The 19,381-nt window shown below is 38.9% G+C and carries 16 protein-coding genes; 12 read left to right on the forward strand and 4 right to left on the reverse strand.

Translation table 11 applies throughout. The features are described 5' to 3' along the window. Nucleotides 1-100 precede the first annotated feature (100 nt). The 9 genes from NBH16_RS09880 (at nt 101) to NBH16_RS09925 (ending at nt 8,450) form a co-directional block, all read left to right on the forward strand. Complete coding sequence (locus NBH16_RS09880) at nt 101-1,393, forward strand: MATE family efflux transporter (RefSeq protein WP_048927079.1); 1,293 nt, start codon at nt 101-103, stop codon at nt 1,391-1,393. Nucleotides 1,394-1,407: 14 nt separating this feature from the next. Beyond that, the gene (locus NBH16_RS09885; protein ID WP_048927080.1) at nt 1,408-2,049 is read left to right on the forward strand and encodes a CatB-related O-acetyltransferase; all 642 of its coding nucleotides are present in this window, start codon (nt 1,408-1,410) and stop codon (nt 2,047-2,049) included. A 265-nt stretch (nt 2,050-2,314) separates the two neighbouring features. Then, nucleotides 2,315-2,548 (forward strand): hypothetical protein, encoded by a 234-nt coding sequence (locus NBH16_RS09890; RefSeq protein WP_083434098.1) that lies wholly within the window; start codon nt 2,315-2,317, stop codon nt 2,546-2,548. Continuing rightward, nucleotides 2,523-2,945: a hypothetical protein gene (locus tag NBH16_RS09895; protein WP_048927081.1), complete on the forward strand. Its 423-nt coding sequence runs from the start codon at nt 2,523-2,525 to the stop codon at nt 2,943-2,945. Before NBH16_RS09890 ends, NBH16_RS09895 begins: the two co-directional genes overlap by 26 nt. Nucleotides 2,946-3,107: 162 nt before the next feature. Then, complete coding sequence (locus tag NBH16_RS09900) at nt 3,108-3,440, forward strand: helix-turn-helix domain-containing protein (RefSeq protein ID WP_036632772.1); 333 nt, start codon at nt 3,108-3,110, stop codon at nt 3,438-3,440. Nucleotides 3,441-3,723: 283 nt separating this feature from the next. Continuing rightward, entirely contained in the window at nt 3,724-4,308 is a 585-nt protein-coding gene (locus tag NBH16_RS09905; protein ID WP_008998981.1) for a BfmA/BtgA family mobilization protein, read from the forward strand. Nucleotides 4,309-4,312: 4 nt separating this feature from the next. Further along, nucleotides 4,313-5,233, forward strand: coding sequence for a DUF5712 family protein (locus NBH16_RS09910; RefSeq protein WP_048927082.1), 921 nt, complete (start codon nt 4,313-4,315; stop codon nt 5,231-5,233). A 444-nt stretch (nt 5,234-5,677) separates the two neighbouring features. Continuing rightward, nucleotides 5,678-5,929, forward strand: coding sequence for a hypothetical protein (locus NBH16_RS09920; RefSeq protein WP_154396242.1), 252 nt, complete (start codon nt 5,678-5,680; stop codon nt 5,927-5,929). Next, nucleotides 5,916-8,450: a hypothetical protein gene (locus NBH16_RS09925; RefSeq protein ID WP_250788441.1), complete on the forward strand. Its 2,535-nt coding sequence runs from the start codon at nt 5,916-5,918 to the stop codon at nt 8,448-8,450. The genes NBH16_RS09920 and NBH16_RS09925 overlap by 14 nt, the downstream gene beginning before the upstream one ends. 518 nt (nt 8,451-8,968) lie before the next feature. Here NBH16_RS09925 and NBH16_RS09930 read toward each other — a convergent pair. Next, complete coding sequence (locus tag NBH16_RS09930) at nt 8,969-9,802, reverse strand: class I SAM-dependent methyltransferase (protein ID WP_048927085.1); 834 nt, start codon at nt 9,800-9,802, stop codon at nt 8,969-8,971. A 101-nt stretch (nt 9,803-9,903) separates the two neighbouring features. Between NBH16_RS09930 and NBH16_RS09935 the strand changes: the two genes are divergently transcribed. Further along, on the forward strand, nt 9,904-10,908 hold the full coding sequence (locus NBH16_RS09935) for an AraC family transcriptional regulator (protein ID WP_005867345.1): 1,005 nt from the start codon (nt 9,904-9,906) through the stop codon (nt 10,906-10,908). A 16-nt stretch (nt 10,909-10,924) separates the two neighbouring features. Here NBH16_RS09935 and NBH16_RS09940 read toward each other — a convergent pair whose 3' ends face one another. After that, complete coding sequence (locus tag NBH16_RS09940; RefSeq protein ID WP_005867346.1) at nt 10,925-11,185, reverse strand: hypothetical protein; 261 nt, start codon at nt 11,183-11,185, stop codon at nt 10,925-10,927. Next, nucleotides 11,182-13,212 (reverse strand): outer membrane beta-barrel protein, encoded by a 2,031-nt coding sequence (locus NBH16_RS09945; protein ID WP_005867347.1) that lies wholly within the window; start codon nt 13,210-13,212, stop codon nt 11,182-11,184. The genes NBH16_RS09940 and NBH16_RS09945 overlap by 4 nt, the downstream gene beginning before the upstream one ends. Before the next feature lie 181 nt (nt 13,213-13,393). Here NBH16_RS09945 and NBH16_RS09950 point away from each other — a divergent pair, with 181 nt between their 5' ends. Then, a complete protein-coding gene (locus NBH16_RS09950) occupies nt 13,394-14,632 on the forward strand; it encodes an MFS transporter (protein WP_081024123.1) in 1,239 nt (412 codons plus the stop codon). A 63-nt stretch (nt 14,633-14,695) separates the two neighbouring features. Here NBH16_RS09950 and NBH16_RS09955 read toward each other — a convergent pair whose 3' ends face one another. Beyond that, nucleotides 14,696-15,592, reverse strand: a complete 897-nt coding sequence (locus NBH16_RS09955; RefSeq protein WP_005867349.1) for a PfkB family carbohydrate kinase — start codon at nt 15,590-15,592, stop codon at nt 14,696-14,698. A gap of 672 nt (nt 15,593-16,264) precedes the next feature. On the opposite strand from NBH16_RS09955, the gene NBH16_RS09960 reads away from it, so the two are divergent. Next, nucleotides 16,265-19,162, forward strand: coding sequence for a DUF6383 domain-containing protein (locus NBH16_RS09960; RefSeq protein WP_250788443.1), 2,898 nt, complete (start codon nt 16,265-16,267; stop codon nt 19,160-19,162). Nucleotides 19,163-19,381: the final 219 nt, after the last annotated feature.

The raw sequence follows: 19,381 nt of genomic DNA on the forward strand, positions 1-19,381 counted from the left end.
TATTTGCCACAGAGATTTTATATCCTTTTATTTATGAATTTACGAGCTGGCAGACTATATTATGCAGTCTGCTCGTGTCGTGCTATTTTGCAGTTGAGCAATGAATTATACATATAAACAAATATGGCTCATCAACTTTCCGGTAATGATGAGCATCTTAATGGAGCAGTTAATCAATATAACGGATGCTGTCTTTTTAGGTCACGTAGGCGAGGTGGAATTGGGAGCATCCGCTATTGCCGGAATTTATTATCTGGCAGTCTATATGCTGGGCTTCGGGTTTAGTATTGGACTTCAAGTGATGATTGCCCGCAGAAACGGGGAGCAGAATTACAAGGCAACAGGAAAGACTTTCTTTCAAGGGCTATTCTTTTTATCGGGATTAGCCGTCTTGCTTTGCCTATTGATTCATGCAGTTTCTCCTTATCTATTGAAACAGTTAATCTCCTCACCGGAGATTTATCAGGCGGTAGTCCGCTATTTGGATTGGCGCAGTTTCGGGCTGTTATTCTCATTTCCTTTTCTGGCTATCCGGTCTTTCTTCGTTGGAATAACGCACACAAAAGCCTTATCGTGGTCGGCTGTTACTGCGGTGGCGATTAATATCCCGCTGAACTACTTCTTAATATTTACACTAGAGTTAGGTATTTCGGGAGCAGCCATCGCTTCATCTTTAGCGGAAATGGGATCTTTGATTGTGCTTTGTCTCTACATAGGAGCGAAGATTGACAAAGACAAATATGGATTGAAGCCCGTTTATGACGGAAAGCTACTTATCAAAGTCCTGAATCTGTCTGTGTGGAGTATGCTTCATGCTTTTATAAGCGTAGCCCCTTGGTTTCTATTTTTCGTGGCAATCGAGCATTTAGGGAAAACAGAGTTAGCTATTTCCAATATCACCCGAAGCGTATCGGCAATCTTTTTCGTAATTGCCAACTCCTTTGCCGTTACTACAGGCTCATTGGTGAGTAATGCTATTGGAGCAGGAGCGAGAAACGAGCTTTTCCCGATCTGTCACAAGGTTCTGAAATTAGGATATATCATTGGCTTTCCATTGGTAGGAATTGCGTTGCTTTGTAATCGTTGTATCGTGGGCTTCTACACCGATAGCGAACTATTGGTGGAATTAGCGTTTGCCCCTTTCGTGGTGATGCTGCTGAATTACACATTTGCCCTGCCCGGTTATGTATATCTCAATGCGGTTGGAGGAACAGGAAAAACCAAAATCACCTTTCTGTTTCAGGCGACAACTACCTTTGTGTATTTAGTCTATCTCTATTGGTTGAGCTTCTGCATAGAAGCATCTTTACCCCTCTACTTGACAGCAGAATATCTGTTTGTAATTCTACTGGCTCTGCAATCTATCATTTATCTGAAAAGTAAACACTATTAAAAACGAATCAAGTTATGATGACAAAAATATATCCACGCACCGGAGATAAGCAAACAATCTATCTGAATGCCGTGATTAAAGATCCGCAAATTAAGGTAGGCGATTATACCATTTACAATGATTTTGTAGCTGATCCCTTGCTATTTGAGAAGAACAATGTACTTTATCATTATCCCATCCACCGGGAGGAGTTAATCATTGGCAAGTTCTGTTCTATTGCCTGTGGCACGAAGTTCCTGTTTAATTGTGCGAATCATACATTGAAATCTCTGTCTACCTATACCTTCCCTCTATTCTATGAAGAATGGGAATTGGAGAAGTCGAATATTACTACTGCATGGGACAACAAAGGCGATATTGTGATCGGCAATGACGTATGGATCGGCTACGAAGCTGTGATTATGGCGGGGGTTCATATCGGTGACGGTGCTATTATTGCCGCACGTGCCGTAGTGACGAAAGATGTCCCACCTTATACGATTGTGGGCGGCACTCCTGCCAAAGAAATACGAAAACGCTTCGATGCAGAGGTAATTGAACAACTGCTAATACTGAAATGGTGGGATTGGTCTACCGATAAGATACATCAATGTTTGCCCTATATTGCAGAGAGTAAACTAGATGAATTACTTGCCATGAAGAAAGATAGATTATGAACTATATAAAGAAACGATTGACAAGGATTGATGCAAGTTTCAGTTCTTCTGTATAGCTACATTTCGCTATTTTAGAACTCATCCCAGTGGATTATATTTGTAAGAAGCAGGAATTTGAAGTTCACCATTTCTGGAATTGCGACCAATAAGGCTGAATACCCCTTGAATCATTCTGATTAGCAGAGGAACTACAAACAAAACAAGAAATCATTCAGCATACAAAGCTAGTGCTTTGATATATATAATTTATTCACAATTAAATTTTATGCCTATGAATGATTTATTGAGAGCGAGGTTTTTCATCTTACTGGCTGACACCTCACAAGAAGTTATTAACACAGAAATGCAAGATGCTTATGAAGATTTTGTGAAGCAAATAGTAACAATTAGCAATTCGGAAGACTATACTCATATCTTCCGGATGCTGAATCTCACCCGTATTGAGATAGCCCCTTTAAAGGGGTTGTATCAGGATGGGCAGGGGGAAAAATGCGCCTAAAAATCTATACATTCATAAAGCATTATCCCTAATTGATGCAGAATTAGAGTTACTCAACTTAAAAATCATCCATCCCGAACAGTTTAATTCGCCTGTGTCTACAGAGTTCAAGTCAGACCTGTATGTAATTCCTAAGTCAAAAGACTTGGGAATTATTGGTATTGCTGAAATTGTACTTGGTTTATTTCTTCAAGGAGAGATTACCGGAAAGAATGGAAAACCTGTTTCAGAGGCTTGTTTAGCTCGTGGCTTTGAGCAGCTTTTCAATCTTAAATTCGGTAGTATCTACGATAAGATTGGTGAAGTGTTTACTCGTAAACCGTACAATCTTACTAAAACATTGGACGCTTTGCGAAATGCTATTGGTAGAGAAGACCGTAAACGGAAGAATAAATAAAGATTAGAAAAGATGATTCTGCAAGTTGTTTATTTATAACAGTTTATAAACCATTATTCGGGGAGTAGTTACCTACTCCTCTTTTTCTGCAACCTTGTTTTGCAGAACTTTGCTTCATCAATCGATTGAAAACAATAATGTTGAACTAAAAATTGAAGCAAAATGTATATAGACAATGAAAACTTCGAGAAGTGGATGGAAAAGCTATCCAAAAAACTCACTGAAATCGGGCAAGACCTGAAATCCCTAATCAACACCGATACTGTATTCGATGAAAACGAAAGGCTATTAGATAATCAAGACTTAGCCTTTCTGTTGAAAGCATCTTTCAGAACCCTACAACGCTATCGGGCGAAAGGTGTACTTCCCTACTTTACCATCGGACGAAAAACGTATTATAAAGCCAGCGATATTCGAGCTTTCGTCCGTGAGTATGCCGATTCTCAAACCTACAAACAGTTTGAAAAAGCCAATCAGTTGGCTAATCAGCCCTGATAGCAAAAAGTAGCAGAGGAAAGAAGCCTGTGTTCAGGCTATTCCTTTGTGCTACCACCCCGATTTAGCACAAACTGCCTCACCTATCGGTTCAGCCTGTTTTGCTAAATCGAGCAAGAGGGAACTGGACAAGTCCTGTTCTCCCTCTTGCCCTGCGGGGCAAAGCCTTTGGCTTTAGCGTGTTACAAGAACACGCTGTAATGACACCTGTAATAAGCATTTTCTTTGTAATGCTTATTATCAGGTATTTATCTATTCATATTTCTATAAAAAAGTAATTACCATGCCAAACAACAGTCGGAAAACGATATTCACTACCATTTCCATAGACAAGGAAACGGCAGTTTTGGTAGAGAAGATATGCAAACGCTATTCACTGAAAAAGAGCGAAGTTGCAAAGTTGGCGTTCGGGTATATAGATAAGGCACATATCAATCCATCCGAAGCACCTGAATCTGTAAAATCGGAACTAGCGAAAATAAATAAGAGACAGGATGATATCATCCGCTTTATCCGTCACTATGAGGAAGAGCAACTGAATCCCATGATACGGGCAACAAATTCTATTGCTTTGCGTTTCGATGCTATCGGTAAAACTTTGGAAACTCTTATTCTCTCTCAACTGGAAGCCAGTAAGGAGAGACAAACAGCCGTGCTGAAAAAGTTAAGCGAACAGTTCGGCAATCATGCCGATGTGATAAACAACCAATCGAAACAGATTAACGCACTCTACCAGATACACCAACGGGATTATAAAAAGTTGCTTCACCTGATACAACTCTATTCAGAACTTTCTGCTTGTGGGGTGATGGATAGCAAAAGGAAAGAGAACCTAAAAGCGGAAATCATTAATCTGGTAAACACATAGAGTCATGCACATAGATTTCGCTCCACCATCGAAGGGTACATATAATAATGCTGGCAGTAGCTGGCAGTTAGCCAATTATTTAGAACATGAGGATTTAGAACGAATGGAAAAGGGTATCTATACAGAAGGCTTTTTTAATCTGACAGATGATAACATCTACAAATCAATGGTCATAAAAGATATAGATAGTAATATTGGGCAACTTCTAAAAACAGATGCTAAGTTTTATGCTATCCATGTCAGCCCATCGGAAAAGGAACTTCGGGCAATGGGAAACACTGAACAGGAGAAAGCCGAAGCCATGAAACGGTATATCCGAGAGGTGTTTATTCCTGAATATGCCAAAAACTTCAACAAAGAACTATCCGCTTCGGATATAAAGTTCTTTGGTAAAATTCATTTTGATCGTAATCGTTCAGATAATAGACTGAATATGCACTGTCATTTGATTGTGAGCCGTAAAGACCAAGCCAATAAACAGAAGCTATCACCCCTTACTAATCATAAGAATACTAAGAGAGGAATAATTAAAGGAGGTTTTGACCGTATAAATCTGTTCCAACAAGCGGAACAAGGCTTTGATAAATTATTTGGCTACGACCGCCAACAAGCCGAATCGTTCGACTATCACAACACGATGAAGAACAGTTCTATATTTGAACAGCTTGCTATCCAAGAGCAACAATTTACTGGCGAAAAGAAAAGTGAGGTTCAACAATCTGGTGAAAAAGTAAACAAGATTTCTTGCAATCTTGATAGCAAGGAAGATAATAAACATTCTTACATTCAGCAAAATAACAGTAGTGATGATTCTCTATTATCTATCTTCTCATTGGGAGATGGCAATAATTACAATGCAACATCGGCAGAGGAATTACAGGCACAGAAACGCAAAAGGAAAAAGAAAAAAGGAATTAGACGATGATTGAATATGAAGAACTAAGAAGTGATATAGACCACTACCTAATAATACTTTTCGAATATCATAAAGTGTCTATTTATTTAAAATTGAAAGGATAAAAACGTTTTCTCTAGTTGCCTCATATTCATCCGATTGAGTTTTAGTAAAAAACGGATAGAATATAATATGCAATTTCTCTGGTTCTTGACTATGATAGCTCTAAAGTATGAATTCAAGCATATAGGAATTGAATGCAGCAATACCAAAAGGAGTACATTCGCAAAGAAGATCGGTTCTTGTTCCGTGAATGAAAAGAACCATCAAAAAGGCTTATTTTTCAAAGAAAGGTATATACCAAGAAAAAAGCATTATCTACAGTATTTAAAACAATGCCAAATATTTTGTGCAATAATTTTGCTTTATCATCTTATTTTAGTTAATTTGTATTCTATCAAAGAAGTAAGTGTAATGAAACAGAAAAGAATTCAAACGATAAATGCTATATTAGATCAGGATTTAGAAGCATTGTTAAAACAAACAGATAAATATGAGGATCTAGTCAATGGGCGGATCTTGTGTGAAAACTGTAAAAAAGTAATTGCAATTGAAAATATCGGTATAGTTCTGCCTGATATACAAAATGACACTATGAAGTTAAGGTTTTATTGCGATGATATTGATTGTATTCAGAAATACTATTTAGAAAATGGAAGAGGCTGAAATATACAATGATATTAGAACTATTCTAACATCTTTAGGACTGCCAATAATAGCAGTTATTGCTATAGTTATAGCATTCTTTTTCCCTGATAGAATTAAAATATGGGTAGGAGTTTTTCAATACCATATAGGTAGAATATGTGTTGGCGTTAGAAAAAGCTCTATAAAAAACCGCCTAGAAGGAGCTTGCACTCATTCTTTAAAAAAATTAGGAAAAGAATTACCCGACTTGGAGATTCCAGAATTATCTATTAAATGGGTAAAAGAAGATAATTTACAAGCAAAACTTAAGGAAGGTAAAGCTATTGTTAAACTACGTTTTTCGGACGATCAAACGCGAAACATAATTAATGCAGCAACTGTATACGTAAAAGAAGCTTTTCTTATACACTCAAAGCCTTACATGAGTGAAAATTTTGTAAAGGCAATGGATTTTTCTATCACAAAAAAAATATTGTTAGGAATTCATAATAATAAACGAAATGTTATTAGCGAATTCATAAAAGAATATGCACTGGATCTTAATTCAATACAAGACAAATGTTCCCAGATTGAAGTTATCGATGATGCAGGATTATTTACTAGAATATTAATTCGAGAATTAGATTTTTTTGGAAATAAATTAATAGGTAGAAACCCTTCGGATGATTACAAAAATGAATCAGACAAATTTCTATCATTTCTGCATGAAATTACAACTAGAGATGCTGATGATCTTACCCCATTACAATTTGTGGAAAATATTCTAAAAGTAGGAGTATTACTTGTTGCAAAGAAAGATACTTATTATCAACATGGATTACACCCATATTTAAGACGTATAAAATTAGGATTAGCAAGAGGTATAAAAACATTTTATTTATTGGCAAGAGAAGACAAAGTTGAGATATTAGAAAGCGTAGCTAAAGAACTTCTACTTACTGGAAATTTTATTCTGATAAATAATCCTAGAAGTTTCAGTGATTCTTATAATCGTGAAGTTATTTGTTATTGTCTTAGAATAGATACTGAAAGCTCCTTGACTTCTACATACAGAGAAATTTCTCTAGCTTTGGACAGCAAAGACAAAATGCAGGGAGTTGTGACAAAGTTGAGGGAAGATGGTCTTAAAGTTGATGTTAATGGAGTAGAAGGGTTTGTCCAAATAAGAAATTTGAGTGCTTCAAAAATATCAGATATAAGAAAATATTTCAAGGAAAAAATGCTTATCGAGTTAATTCCCATAGAAATAGGTAGTACTGGAATTGTCGAATTCACTCTAATAAATACTTGCAGTGATCCTAATAACTTAATTAATGCTAATTTTGAAATAGGAAGAACTATATCAGCCAAAGTAAAATACTGCGATGATGATTTTGTGAAATTTGATGTGGGACATGAAAAAATAGAAGGCATTTCATTTAGGAAAGATTTAACATATAGCCGTTTCTCATTACTCCATAAGCAATATGAATTAGGTACAGAACATGATTTTATTGTTAAAAACAACGATTTTGAAAATAATACGATATATCTTAGATTAAAGCAGTTAAAAGATCCTTGGGATTCATTGACGATTAGAAAGTTTAGTCAAGTAAACTTCTTAGTATGTAGAAAAGTAAATTATGCATTTATTGGAGAACTCCAAGAGGGGATAGAAGGAATACTTGCTTACAAAGAATTGTCTTGGTTTAGTTCTGAAATTGAAGTTATTAAAAACTCTATAAAGTTAAATAATAATGTAGATTGCGTTGTAAAAGACATAGACAAGGAAAAGCGTATCATTTATTTAACATTAAAAGACAGACAGAATAATCCTTATTTTGAATATCTTGATGCCAATAGAAATAAGGTTGTCGAGTTCTTTGCAATTGAGGAAACCATATATGGTATTTTGGGAAGTATTGAAAGCAAGTATCAAGTTTTCATTCCTAAAAATGAACAGTCTTGGAATGGAGATAAATATAATTGCAAGATTGGGAAAAAGAACAAGGTTGTAATTAAAGAATTATCCAATCGAGGTGATTCCTTAATCGGTACATTTAGGCCATTAATTCCTCATCCATTAGCACTATTTTCAAATAAGTTCGATGTTGGACAAATATTAAAACCACTAAAAGTACTCAATACCTATAATTGGGGAGCAACCTTTATTATTAGTATTGGACATAAAAAGTTTGAAGCCCTCTTGTTTAAGGGAGATATTAGTAATCTATGTTTTATAAAATCTTGTATTGGGATTTTTGATAATATTGATAAAATTCCGTTAGCTATAAAGGAAATAGACTTAGATAAAAATAGAGTAATATTAAGTCTAAAGGAGGTATTGAAAAATAATCTACAAAGAAGTAGAGAGTGTAAATATGCAAACGAATATGAATCGATTATTATTGGCAGCAATAATCAGGGTTATGTTGTTTTACTTAAAGGTCTATGGATTGAGGCTATATTAGAATCTACACAAACTTATGAGACAGGGAAAATACTTACTCTTAGACCAGCGAGATTATCAGATGAGATCATTATTTTGACAGATGAATAGTTTAAGGAGAAGAATGTCGTACTTAGAGTTTCATAATCCTTAAATCTTCTTATCTTCTCTTATATTGCACAATTCTCTTTTAATGTTTTGCATACTCATTAGAAAAGACTATTTTTGCTTTCAGTATTCTCCATGAGCAAACTACTGCAAAAGCACGTAGCAAATTAGTGGGATAATTCATGGGATATGCTTGAAGCAAGAAATATAAAGTTTTAAATATCAGCGTGGTAACTCAACAAGGAGAATCCCAGGCGGATCACATAAGAACAAAGCTAAAAGAGATAAGTCCTGCAATATTAACGTATTGTGGGACTTTTTTATGTTTTAGTCTTGCTTGAAAGCCCAAAAAGGCGCACGAAAAGATACGGTTGAGTATCCAAATCGTACCCCCTTCCCCGAAAAACAAAAAGGGGGTACAATTGTCGGAAAGTCCTTCTGATAAACTACGTGGAGGTCTTCTATTTAATACCAAAACTCATGATCGAATACAGAACTAGCTTTTTTATTTGGTAGATAACCTATTTACTTATTTCTCCAACTTTATAACCTACGATTCCAAAAGACTTGTGTAGCGCCGGGATTAACCACATGATCAAGCCGGGTAGTCTCCAGCGTTTTTTCTCTTCGCTGATGAAATAGAATCGTTCGATCAGTTTGAGCTTGGGGAACCATTGCTCGATTGTGTGCGGATCGTTTAGTCCGAAATGGAAACGGGCTTTTGTCCGTTTTACCGATTCATGCTTGTCGGAGTTGCGGGCGGCCCATTTACTGACGAAATCAAAATATATCTCGCATCCGGGAAAGCGTTGGGCGAGGTTTTGGATAACAGATTTTACCTGTTCCTCATTGAAATACATCATTACACCTTCCGCGAGGAAAAGGAAGCGGCCGTGAGGATGTTTTTGTCTCAACATATCCATCCAGTCCGTCTCGAGCATAGAGCCTTTGATCGTGAGATCTTTAGCGGAGGCAGGGAATAGCTTTTCACGCAAATTGATTACTTCAGGTAAGTCTAGTTCGTAGAAGGTCGCTTGGTTATGGTTGGAGACACGTTGGAAACGGCTGTCTAATCCGCAACCGATCGATACCACTACCGGATCTTCAGTTACCTTACGGTCGATGAATCGCTGGACCAAACGATCGAAATGGCGTAGGCGGATAGTGGTTCCGGTAGTACTCATCGTGATTTTACCAAACTTGGCGAAATCATAATCTATTTTCTCAACAAGCTCACATGCCATCGGGTCTTTTAATATCGCATCTTTCCGGTGACTTTCGTGAGCGCGTGATAGTAAGGGAATAAACAAGGTCTCCGCGATGTCATCCTTTATCTCTGGTTTTATTTTATTCATAATATACCTATTTATAGGGATTGATTATCCGGTACAAAGATGGGATCTTTGCTTTTGGTTTATTTACGCAAGAAGGAAGTGTATTTTAATCAAACGGAAAAATGGTACACATAGAACTCTCATCTCGTGGAAGAGATACGATCGCTTTAGAAATGCCGGATATAAGTTATTTTTCTACCAATCGTTCAGGAGGGCTAGAAGAGAACTGTTGGGAGGCGGAGAACAAATTATTGACCTATCGTATCAGTGATTTCAGATGCAGGGATTTTAATGTGACAAGATACCAGATCTATTGCAAGGAGGATTGTTGCATGCGTTCCCTAAATGTCGGTAACTCGTTTATGGGACTTTCTGTTGTTCGTCAGGGGATCGTCGAATGCTTTTTGTCGGAGACACGGGATAAGCGGATTTGGCGGAAAGGGTATACGAATATGATCGTAAGTTCTGGTATCAAGGAAGAGCGGAATCTGTTCCGTAAAGGAGATACTTTTGGTATGACAAGTATTCTGGTGTCGCCGGATTTCTTCCAACATTTGTCGGAACGTTATACGGAGTACTTCGGGAGTGCTTATTTGCGATTCGGCAGGGGGGAGACTTTCTTTATCGCTCCCAAGAATCTCTCGATTCCAATCGCTTTATCTGTGGCGTTGAATGATCTTGAGGTCTCTCAGATGATGGGAAATGCCTCGCCAATGTATCTCGAAGCAAAAGTAACCGAGTGCTTGTCTTTATTTATGCGGGAGACGGAAGGTAAAGAACCGGTTAACGCAAAGATAGTAGGCTTTTCCGATCGGGATAAAATTTATCAGGCCCGGGATATTATATGTTCCGAATATTTGAACCCGCCTTCATTACATGATTTGGCTTTACGTGTCGGAACTAATGAATGTACTTTGAAAGCGGGGTTTAAAGAAGCGTTCCGGACGACCGTGTTTAACTATCTCTTTGATTATCGTATGAATATAGCGATTCACTATCTTTTGGATACCAATAAATCAATAGGGGAAGTTGCCGGCTTGGTCGGTTATGAACATCAAGCGCATTTTTGTACTGCCTTTAAGCGGAAGTTTAATGTCACCCCGTCTGAATATAGGTTGAAAGCGTAGTATAGACCATCGACTTTTATTTCCCGAATCGGGAACTATCCACCTCTTTATGCTCTTTAGCTTTAAAATCTCCGAATTTATAGATAAAGGATAAGGAGACTCGTCTGGAATCCGGGATCATACGCATATGTAAGTCTTGTGTTTTGTATTGGAGATTAAGATCTTTTGGGACCCATGAATTAAACATGTCATCCACTTTTAAAGAGATCTCCGCTTTGCCGTTGGGGGAGATCCATTTCAAGCCGGCGTCTACGTTATACATACTGCTGATCGTCATTGGCCTTGAATGTTGCGGGTAATATAAGAACCGGATACTTCCGCTTTGATAGTAGGCTTCGATGAGATGTTGAACGTATTATTTAATTCGGCATAGAATGCCAGATTATCTTTATTGAAGCTTATATCATGGTAATTATCACATTTCATCTTGTCATAATAACCGTTTAACGTTAATCTGGAATCAAGCACGGAGCCGGCTTTGAATGGTATCATTACATTTAGGCCTAGCTTACTGGAATAGTCGAAATTCAGTGTCTTATAGATAAGAACTAGTCTCTCGGAGGATTGATAGGGGAGCTGGTTGAAATTATTGTCTATATAATTTGCGTATAGCGTGAAAATGTATTTGTTTTTTAGGATGTAGTTCAATTGGGCAGAGTAGAGTCTGGACGGCCTTAAATCCGGGTTACCTTGTATCTCGGTATATCCATTCAGATAAGACACCGTATTCTGCATCTCCCAATAGCTGGGATAGGTCTTGTCTGAAGAAACGGATAATTGCAGGATGTGGCTGGGGTGGGCTCGGTACGTGATTTCCATCATTGGGAATAAGCTCCAATAATCAATCTCCTTATGTTTGTAATACTCTCCGGTCAAAGAGGCGTTTACGGATAGGTTATCAGAGAAGCTTTTGGAAAAGCCGGTATATAAATCATATACATATTCATCCAGTTTACTGTAACTATTAGAGATGGACCAATCGTGTTTGCGCAGTGAATGATATACCTGAGAACTTTTGTCTGAGGCGAAGCTGAATTTTGTCCCATAGTTGAGCATCCAGCCTTTTCCTAATTTATGGTTCTGGTCCGCGTAGACGGAGAGCCTACGGATGTCTTGTTGTGATTTAGCGTTGAAGGCATCTTCTTTCCCGGCTTTCTTCTCTTGGTAATATTGTGTCGTAAGATTGATGTAAGCGGTAAAATCAATCCCTACATTAAGGCCGAACCCGGAGGCATAGTCGAGCGCCAGATTATGCATCTGGATCGGTTTGTCGGATTTCTTTCTGTTTTCGGAATCCGAATAGGTTCCTACAGAAGAGGTGAAAGGATGAGTCCATTGCTGGATCTCTGAGGTATAGGCGAAGCTTAGTTTGTTCTTATCGTTCAAGAACCAATCATTGCCTAGGCGTATGGTATGGACTGGGAGCCGGGTATGTCCTCTGTCGAATTGCTCGATCTCGTAGGTCTTACCATCGAATAAATGGTGTGATAAGATATCCTCACCTGTCCGTTCCCTGTGGTAGCCGAAGGAGTACATGAGATCGGTAGAATATTTAGGCGCGTTGTAAACGAGAGTAGCGCCACTTTGGTAATTAGCGTAATGCCCTTGGTTGTATAGAGCATTGACTTGTCCTTGCAGTTTGGGAGTCTCGGAAGTACCGTTATTAAGGACCAGATTAATCACGGCCCCGCGTACATGATATTGGGGTGGAGCGCTATACATGATCTCTGCTTCTTGAATACGTTCTTTGGGCATATTCTTAAGCAGATTCTCCAATTGGCTCTCACCCATATTGGTGGTCTTGCCATTGATGATAACCGTGACTCCATTTGTTCCGGCAAGTTGTATTTTCCCGCTTTGTTCCCGCACTCCCGGTAGTTCTAGGATCGCCTCGTAAGCGCTAACGGCCATCTTGTCTTTTAACAAATGCGGCATGCTGTAGGTTATTTTACCATCGACAACCTTGGCTAAGGGACGCTCTCCGGTAACAGATACTTCCGAAAGCGTCTGGCTTTTCTCGTTCAGTTGTATATTGCCTATCGTAAGTGAGTCATAAGTGCTTTGATACGTTTCATACAGCAGATGCTGGACGGTTAAGAGGAAAGGGGATATCTCCGCTTTGACACTAAAAGAGCCCAAAGAGTCCGTATAGGTGGAGTTTACATATACTGAATCGTTCGTTTGTATAATCACGACCGCTAGTTCGATAGGATGGTTATTTAAGTCCGTAACCCTTCCCGTAATAACTTGTGCCTGTGTGAATGTGGTAAATAATAATCCTAAAAAGATAATCCAGCTTCTCATATCATCCTCGATTTAGTCAACATTCCTGTGCATATTTCGCAAATATACTTTTCATTAGGGAATCTACCTAATAAATTCTACTTTTAGGACTTAGGGGATTAGGATATATTTGATAGCTTTGCGGAGGAATGGGGTTCGTGCCTCTTTCTCGAATAGATGATAACAATAAAAGTAAATGATAATGAATGAAAAAATGAATACTCCATTGGGTAGCGCTTTTCCCAAGGAACGGGTTCGTTATGCGATGCTTTCTTTCTTTTTAGCGCAAGGTCTTTGTTTCTCTAGTTGGGCTAGCCGTATTCCGGACGTGAAGGATTTCTTTGAGGTGAATTACGCTTTCTATTGGGGGTTGGTCTTGTTCCTGATCCCGGTAGGTAAGTTTGTGGCGATACCGTTAGCGGGTTATTTGGTGTCGAAGTTGGGAAGCCGTATTATGGCGCAGGCCAGTGTGTTGGGATATGCCTTGGCCTTATTTGCGATCGGTACGGCACATAATATTTATCTGCTGGGTGTCTATTTATTCTGTTTTGGGGTGTTCTGGAATCTTTGCGATATATCCTTGAATACGCAAGGGATTGGTATCGAGCGGCTCTATGGACGTACGATTATGGCCTCATTTCATGGAGGTTGGAGTCTGGCGGCCTGTTTAGGAGCTTTGATCGGGTTTATCATGATCGTATCCGGCGTCACTCCGTTCTGGCATTTTACGTTGATTGCATTATTGATTGGAGTGACTGTTTTGGTAAGCCGGAAGTATTTGCAGGAAGACGTGGCGGTTGAGTCACCGGAGGAAGAGAAGGAAGCGGAGAAGAAAGAAGCTCCGGCATTGTTGAGCTTTATCCGTAAGCCGGAAATACTGTTGATCCAGTTAGGTATCGTCGGACTGTTTGCCTTGGTGGTGGAAAGTGCGATGTTTGATTGGAGTGGACTTTACTTCGAATCGGTACTACAAGTTCCTAAATCCTTGCAGATCGGTTTCTTAGTGTTCATGGTGATGATGACGGTAGGCCGTTTTCTTACGAACTCCGCCTATAGTGTTTTAGGAAAGCAGAAGGTGTTGCAATTAGCGGGTTTCTTTATTTTTGCAGGTTTCTTTATCTCAGCCATGTTGGGTGGAATGTTCGAATCGATGACGGTTAAGGTGATCGTGAATTCCTTAGGCTTTATGTTGGTAGGCTTGGGCATCTCGTGTATGGTGCCTACTATTTATAGCTTAGTGGGCGCTAAATCGAGAACTCCGGTGGGAATTGCCTTGACGATCCTTTCCAGTATCAGCTTTATCGGCTCGTTGATCGCACCTTTGTTGATCGGAGCGATCTCGCAGGCTTTCAATATGAAATACGCTTATATCGTGGTCGGCTTGTTAGGGCTTTGTATCTTGCTAATGACTACATTCTGCAAAGCATTCAAGAATAATTAAAGATAGAGAATTGAGAATTGAAAATTAGGAGAGAGCGAATAATTTTCAATTCTCAATTTTCAACTACTCAGGCATTCGTTGTTCCGCTGTCTCTAAGCATCGCAACACATCTTCCTTAGTGCCGTTGAATGGGCCTATTCCTTCGATTTTCAATGTTGTCATAGCTGCCGCGAAACGTCCGGCTTCTTCTATGCTTGCGCCTTTGGCACGTTTATAGAGATATCCTGTCATATAAGTATCACCCGCTCCGGTAGCGTTTACTACTTCTTTCGGTATGTAAGCGGGGATTTTATGGAAAGTGGAACCGTCGTAAATGATAGATCCCATGCTTCCGAAAGTCAGCAATACCTCTTTCACGCCCCAATCGTAGATAACTTTTCCTGCGTTCACGGCATCGGTATATCCGGTTAACACCTCCATCTCATGTTCGTTAGCCTTGAGGAAGTGCACGTATTTAAGTACTTCTTTTTTCTCTGGCCAATCCACGGCAAATACATCCTTGTCTCTTACTTCCCGTAGATACCCTTGCGAGTCAATCGATACTAAGCCTTTCCCCGCTAAATACTTTACCACTTCCAAAGAGAAATCATCGGCAAGCAAACTACCAAGGTGGAAGATCTTGGAGTCGATGTTCTCCAGATACTCTACGGTGAAAGGATCTGCTTTCGCCAATACACGTTGCGTACGGTTATCTTGGTTCTCTCCATAAATATTCTCGAAATAAACGGTGTGCTTACTTGGCATCACGGCAACGTCGATACCTTCGGCTCGTAGTTCCTCCACCGTTTTCATCTCAGATTCAGCCAAGGCTGTCACTAGAGTATAGTCAATATCATCGAAATGTTTTATCGCATGCGAGAAATAAAAGGAGGTTCCTCCCGGCATATGGACGGTATTCTTAGGTGTCACTACCTTATCCAAGGTGATGTGTCCTACGCAGCAAAGTTCGTGTGTATTCATTTTTTACTCAGTTTATTATAAAGCGACAAATTTATGAAAAAAGAGTTCAAGTACATAGGATAGTCGTTATTTTGACCAATAAAAGCGTAAACGAGGCGCTTCCATGCAAGAGCGAAAGTATTTACATATAGTAGAAACGAAAGTGTTTACCTCTAGAAGTAAAGTCATTTACATATGGAAGTAAACAGCGTTACATCTAGTTGTAAATGTAATATGCTGATAATCCGTATATAATACTGTTGGCGGATAATGCTCGGTGTATCTGCTGGAAATATTCAAATTCACCTTATCCGATAAGCATGCTTATTTGGATTTAGAAAGAAGAATTGATAATCAGTCAACGACATAGATAATATATAATGTACGCTCGTACATTATAATATATGCAATACGCATAGAGGTTATACTACTATATAGGTGATGTATATTTTATGTGCGATGGAATAGAATGTGAGAAACGACTAGTCTAAACGATCGATTTTTCTAGTCATTTGCAAAGGTACGCGTTTCTTCGACACTTACAACCCTTCCGCATTATTTTTTTATCGCTTATCCTCTTTCTTATCAATAGGATAGGTTATCCTTTACGAAACAACGGATTCTTTCAACAAATCTCCTGTTTTGGCACTAAAAAAACGCAAGATTTAGACGATCGTTTAGACTAGTCGTTTTATGCCCAATTTGAAGGGGCAAAATATTGAAGAGCTTTTAATTAACACTAGTATTAATATTAATTTTAGAATTATGAACAAAAAGTTTTCTACTCTTGTAGCTGGACTTGCAATGATTTCGGCTGTTGCTTCAGCCCAAATCACCAAAACAGACGGTTACACCATGTTGAAGTCCAGTTCTTCTGATTATTTAGCTGTTTATGGAGCTAAATCGGACTCTGTAGTGGTAAAAACATTTAGCAATTTGGCAACTGCTCCTAAAGCTTCTATTGACTCTGCTATGTGGAAGGTTACTGAAGCTGGAGTTGATGCTACAGGAAACAAGCTTTACAGCTTCACTAACAAAAAGACTGGTGCTGTATTGTCTTTCGCTGCAAAAAAAGATGCTAAACCTAATTTAGCGGCAGGTGTTGACAAGTGGTCTGTAACTACTGACGGCAAGATTTCTGCTTATTATTCTGCGAACGGATCTTTAGGATTGGTTGTGTCTGGAGGTAAGTTATCCTTGGGCATTGCTAGTGCCGCTACAGCATTCACTTCGGAAGTAAATTCGGCTTTGAAGGCTCGTACTTTGGCTGCCTCTGACTTAGGCGATGGTTTCACTGTATTCTCTTTGAACTTTGGAGAGGCTTATCAAGAGAACATCTTTGAGGGCAAAGAATTAGTAGCTACTCAGTTGACTGGTGCTGATGCTGATTATGTACAGTTGCAGGAAGTTGGCGCTGATAAGATCGGTGAAAAGGATACTTACTTCGGTTTGGATACAACTAAGTACACGATCGCTGGGCAAAAGGATGTATTTGGCTATAAATTCGCAAAAGACTCAACTTGGTTGGATAATGGTTATCATACAGTATTGAATGGTGATTTTCAAAAGTTCAAATTTATTCAAGACTTATCAAACGATAAAGTCGCTGTTTATGTAAAGAATGCACCTGTTTATAATACAACTACTAAGAAATTTGAAGCTGCGCTTACAGGTACTGCTGCTGATGTTCAAGTAGTATATGCTCAGGTAACCAATTCAAAGGTATTGACAGTCTCTAAACTTTCTGGTACTCCTTCTACAATCGAGCAAGGTGTCGCTCCTTCCGTAAAATTAGGTAAGGGCACTCCGGCTACATTGCCTACTGGTGATGGTGTTTACTTCATCAAGGTTAAATCTGGTGATGAGTTTAAGTATGTTTATGCTACGGCTAGTGGATTGGAATTGAAGAAGGATGCTCCTAATGCATATAACCCTGCTGGTCAGTTCTATGTAGTTGCTAAGGGTGGTAAATACCAATTCGTTGAACGTAACTTCAACCAAGGTCTTACAACTGCTGCCGCTCAGATCTATAAGGTAACAGGTAAAGACGCTTACAGAGTGGATGCTGTAAATAGCGCTGCTTCTGCAAGTTTAGCGGCTGGTACTGAATTCTATTTCGAATATCAGAAAGATATCAAAGCCGGTGGCAAGGAATACAACTATATGGCTACGAAGTATTTGGACAAGGTAGCTGTTGATAACTTCGCTTATACATTGAACTTGATCTCCGGTACGGAGGGTGTTGATGATTTGTATACAATCGTTGACGGCGTATTGAAGGTTAAGAAAACTACAGCCGAAGACGCTGCTAAATTCAAGGTTGAAGTAATTAAAGATAAAACGGGTAAGGTCTGGACTAGCAATGCTGATGAACACAAAGCTGGTGTAGGTGCTATCGCTTTAGGTGATACTTTAGCTACGGCTACTTATAAACTTTACAAGCAATATACAAAAGAGTATGTTGTAGCTAAGGATAATGAATTTAAGTTGGCAAAAGAAGATAATACAGCTACTCCTGCAGTTGCTGGTTCTGAGTTCACATTCAAAACAGCTAAGGGCAATGGTTATTTATTGTCTACAGGTGATAAGATTGTGGTATTGGATGTTAATACTGGTAAGTTGATCTCTGCTGCAGCTTCAGCTGTAAATAACAACTATTTTGACTTGGTAGTAGAGCCATCTCCGGACTACGCTACATTGAATGCTCCTTCTCACATGTTGGTTAAATCTGCCGAGGCTGATGGTAAAGCTCTTTCCATGAATCCTAAGTCTTTGTTTGCGGAGGTTAAGTTGGCAGGTCAAGAAGAATATATCGACAGCTTGTTTGGTTTGTGGATTGATACTGCTTGTGTAAAAGATGTAACTAGACCTACTTATTACATCACAACAGGTAATGGGTTAGACTCTGCTGCTATCGCTGATGGTTACAGATATTTCTTGGTAAATCCTCAAGATTCTGTTTATTCTGCGGTTAAGGGTGATGATGATAAATATACATCTAAGACAAATGAAGGTAGCGCTTATTGGAATGCTACAGAAGGTTTGGTGAAAGCAGCTTTTGTTAAAGCTATCGTTTATGGTGAGGATTCTTTAGCTATTGTTCGTGAAAAAGCAACTGCTGTTGATACCTTGAAGACTATGTCTGTAAATCCGGCTGCAATGGCATTTGTTACAACTGCAAATAATACATTGAAGATCGAGAATAAGACAACAAAGGAGATTGCAAACGAAGATGATGCAACTAAGACTGATCGTGAAGATGTAACTTCTTATTTGAAAGTTATCAACAACGTATTAGTTTGGACGGATAATCGTGACGAGGCTCATGAGTTCGTTGCTGAGGCTACGACATTACACCCGACATCCAACGATAACGTTGAAGAAGGAGCTTCTGCTATCTCTGTTATCGCTAACGATGGTACTGTAACAATCCAAGGTGCCGCTGGCAAGTCTGTTGTTATCTCTAACATCTTAGGTAAGGTGGTTGCTGAGACAGTTCTTTCATCTGATAACGCTACAATCGCTGTACCGGCAGGTATCGTAGCTGTAGCTGTAGAGGGTGAGGCTGCTGTTAAGGTGGTTGTTAAATAATTATTTTATTCGAAATGATACAGTAGAGGCGGGCACGTCCCGTCTCTATCTAAATATATTTAATTAAATAATTTCCACGCAACAAAGTATCCCGTGATGGGGGAACGTGTGGTTAATACTAAAGTAAAAAAGTTCTTCCGATAGTATTTCCGTGAGGAAGGAAACCGGATAAAAAATTGCTCCCGGCGATATTCGTATCGTCGGGACTTTTTTATGGTT

Source organism: Parabacteroides sp. Y3-G-102, from assembly GCF_023656845.1.
GTDB classification, from domain to species: domain Bacteria; phylum Bacteroidota; class Bacteroidia; order Bacteroidales; family Tannerellaceae; genus Parabacteroides; species Parabacteroides distasonis.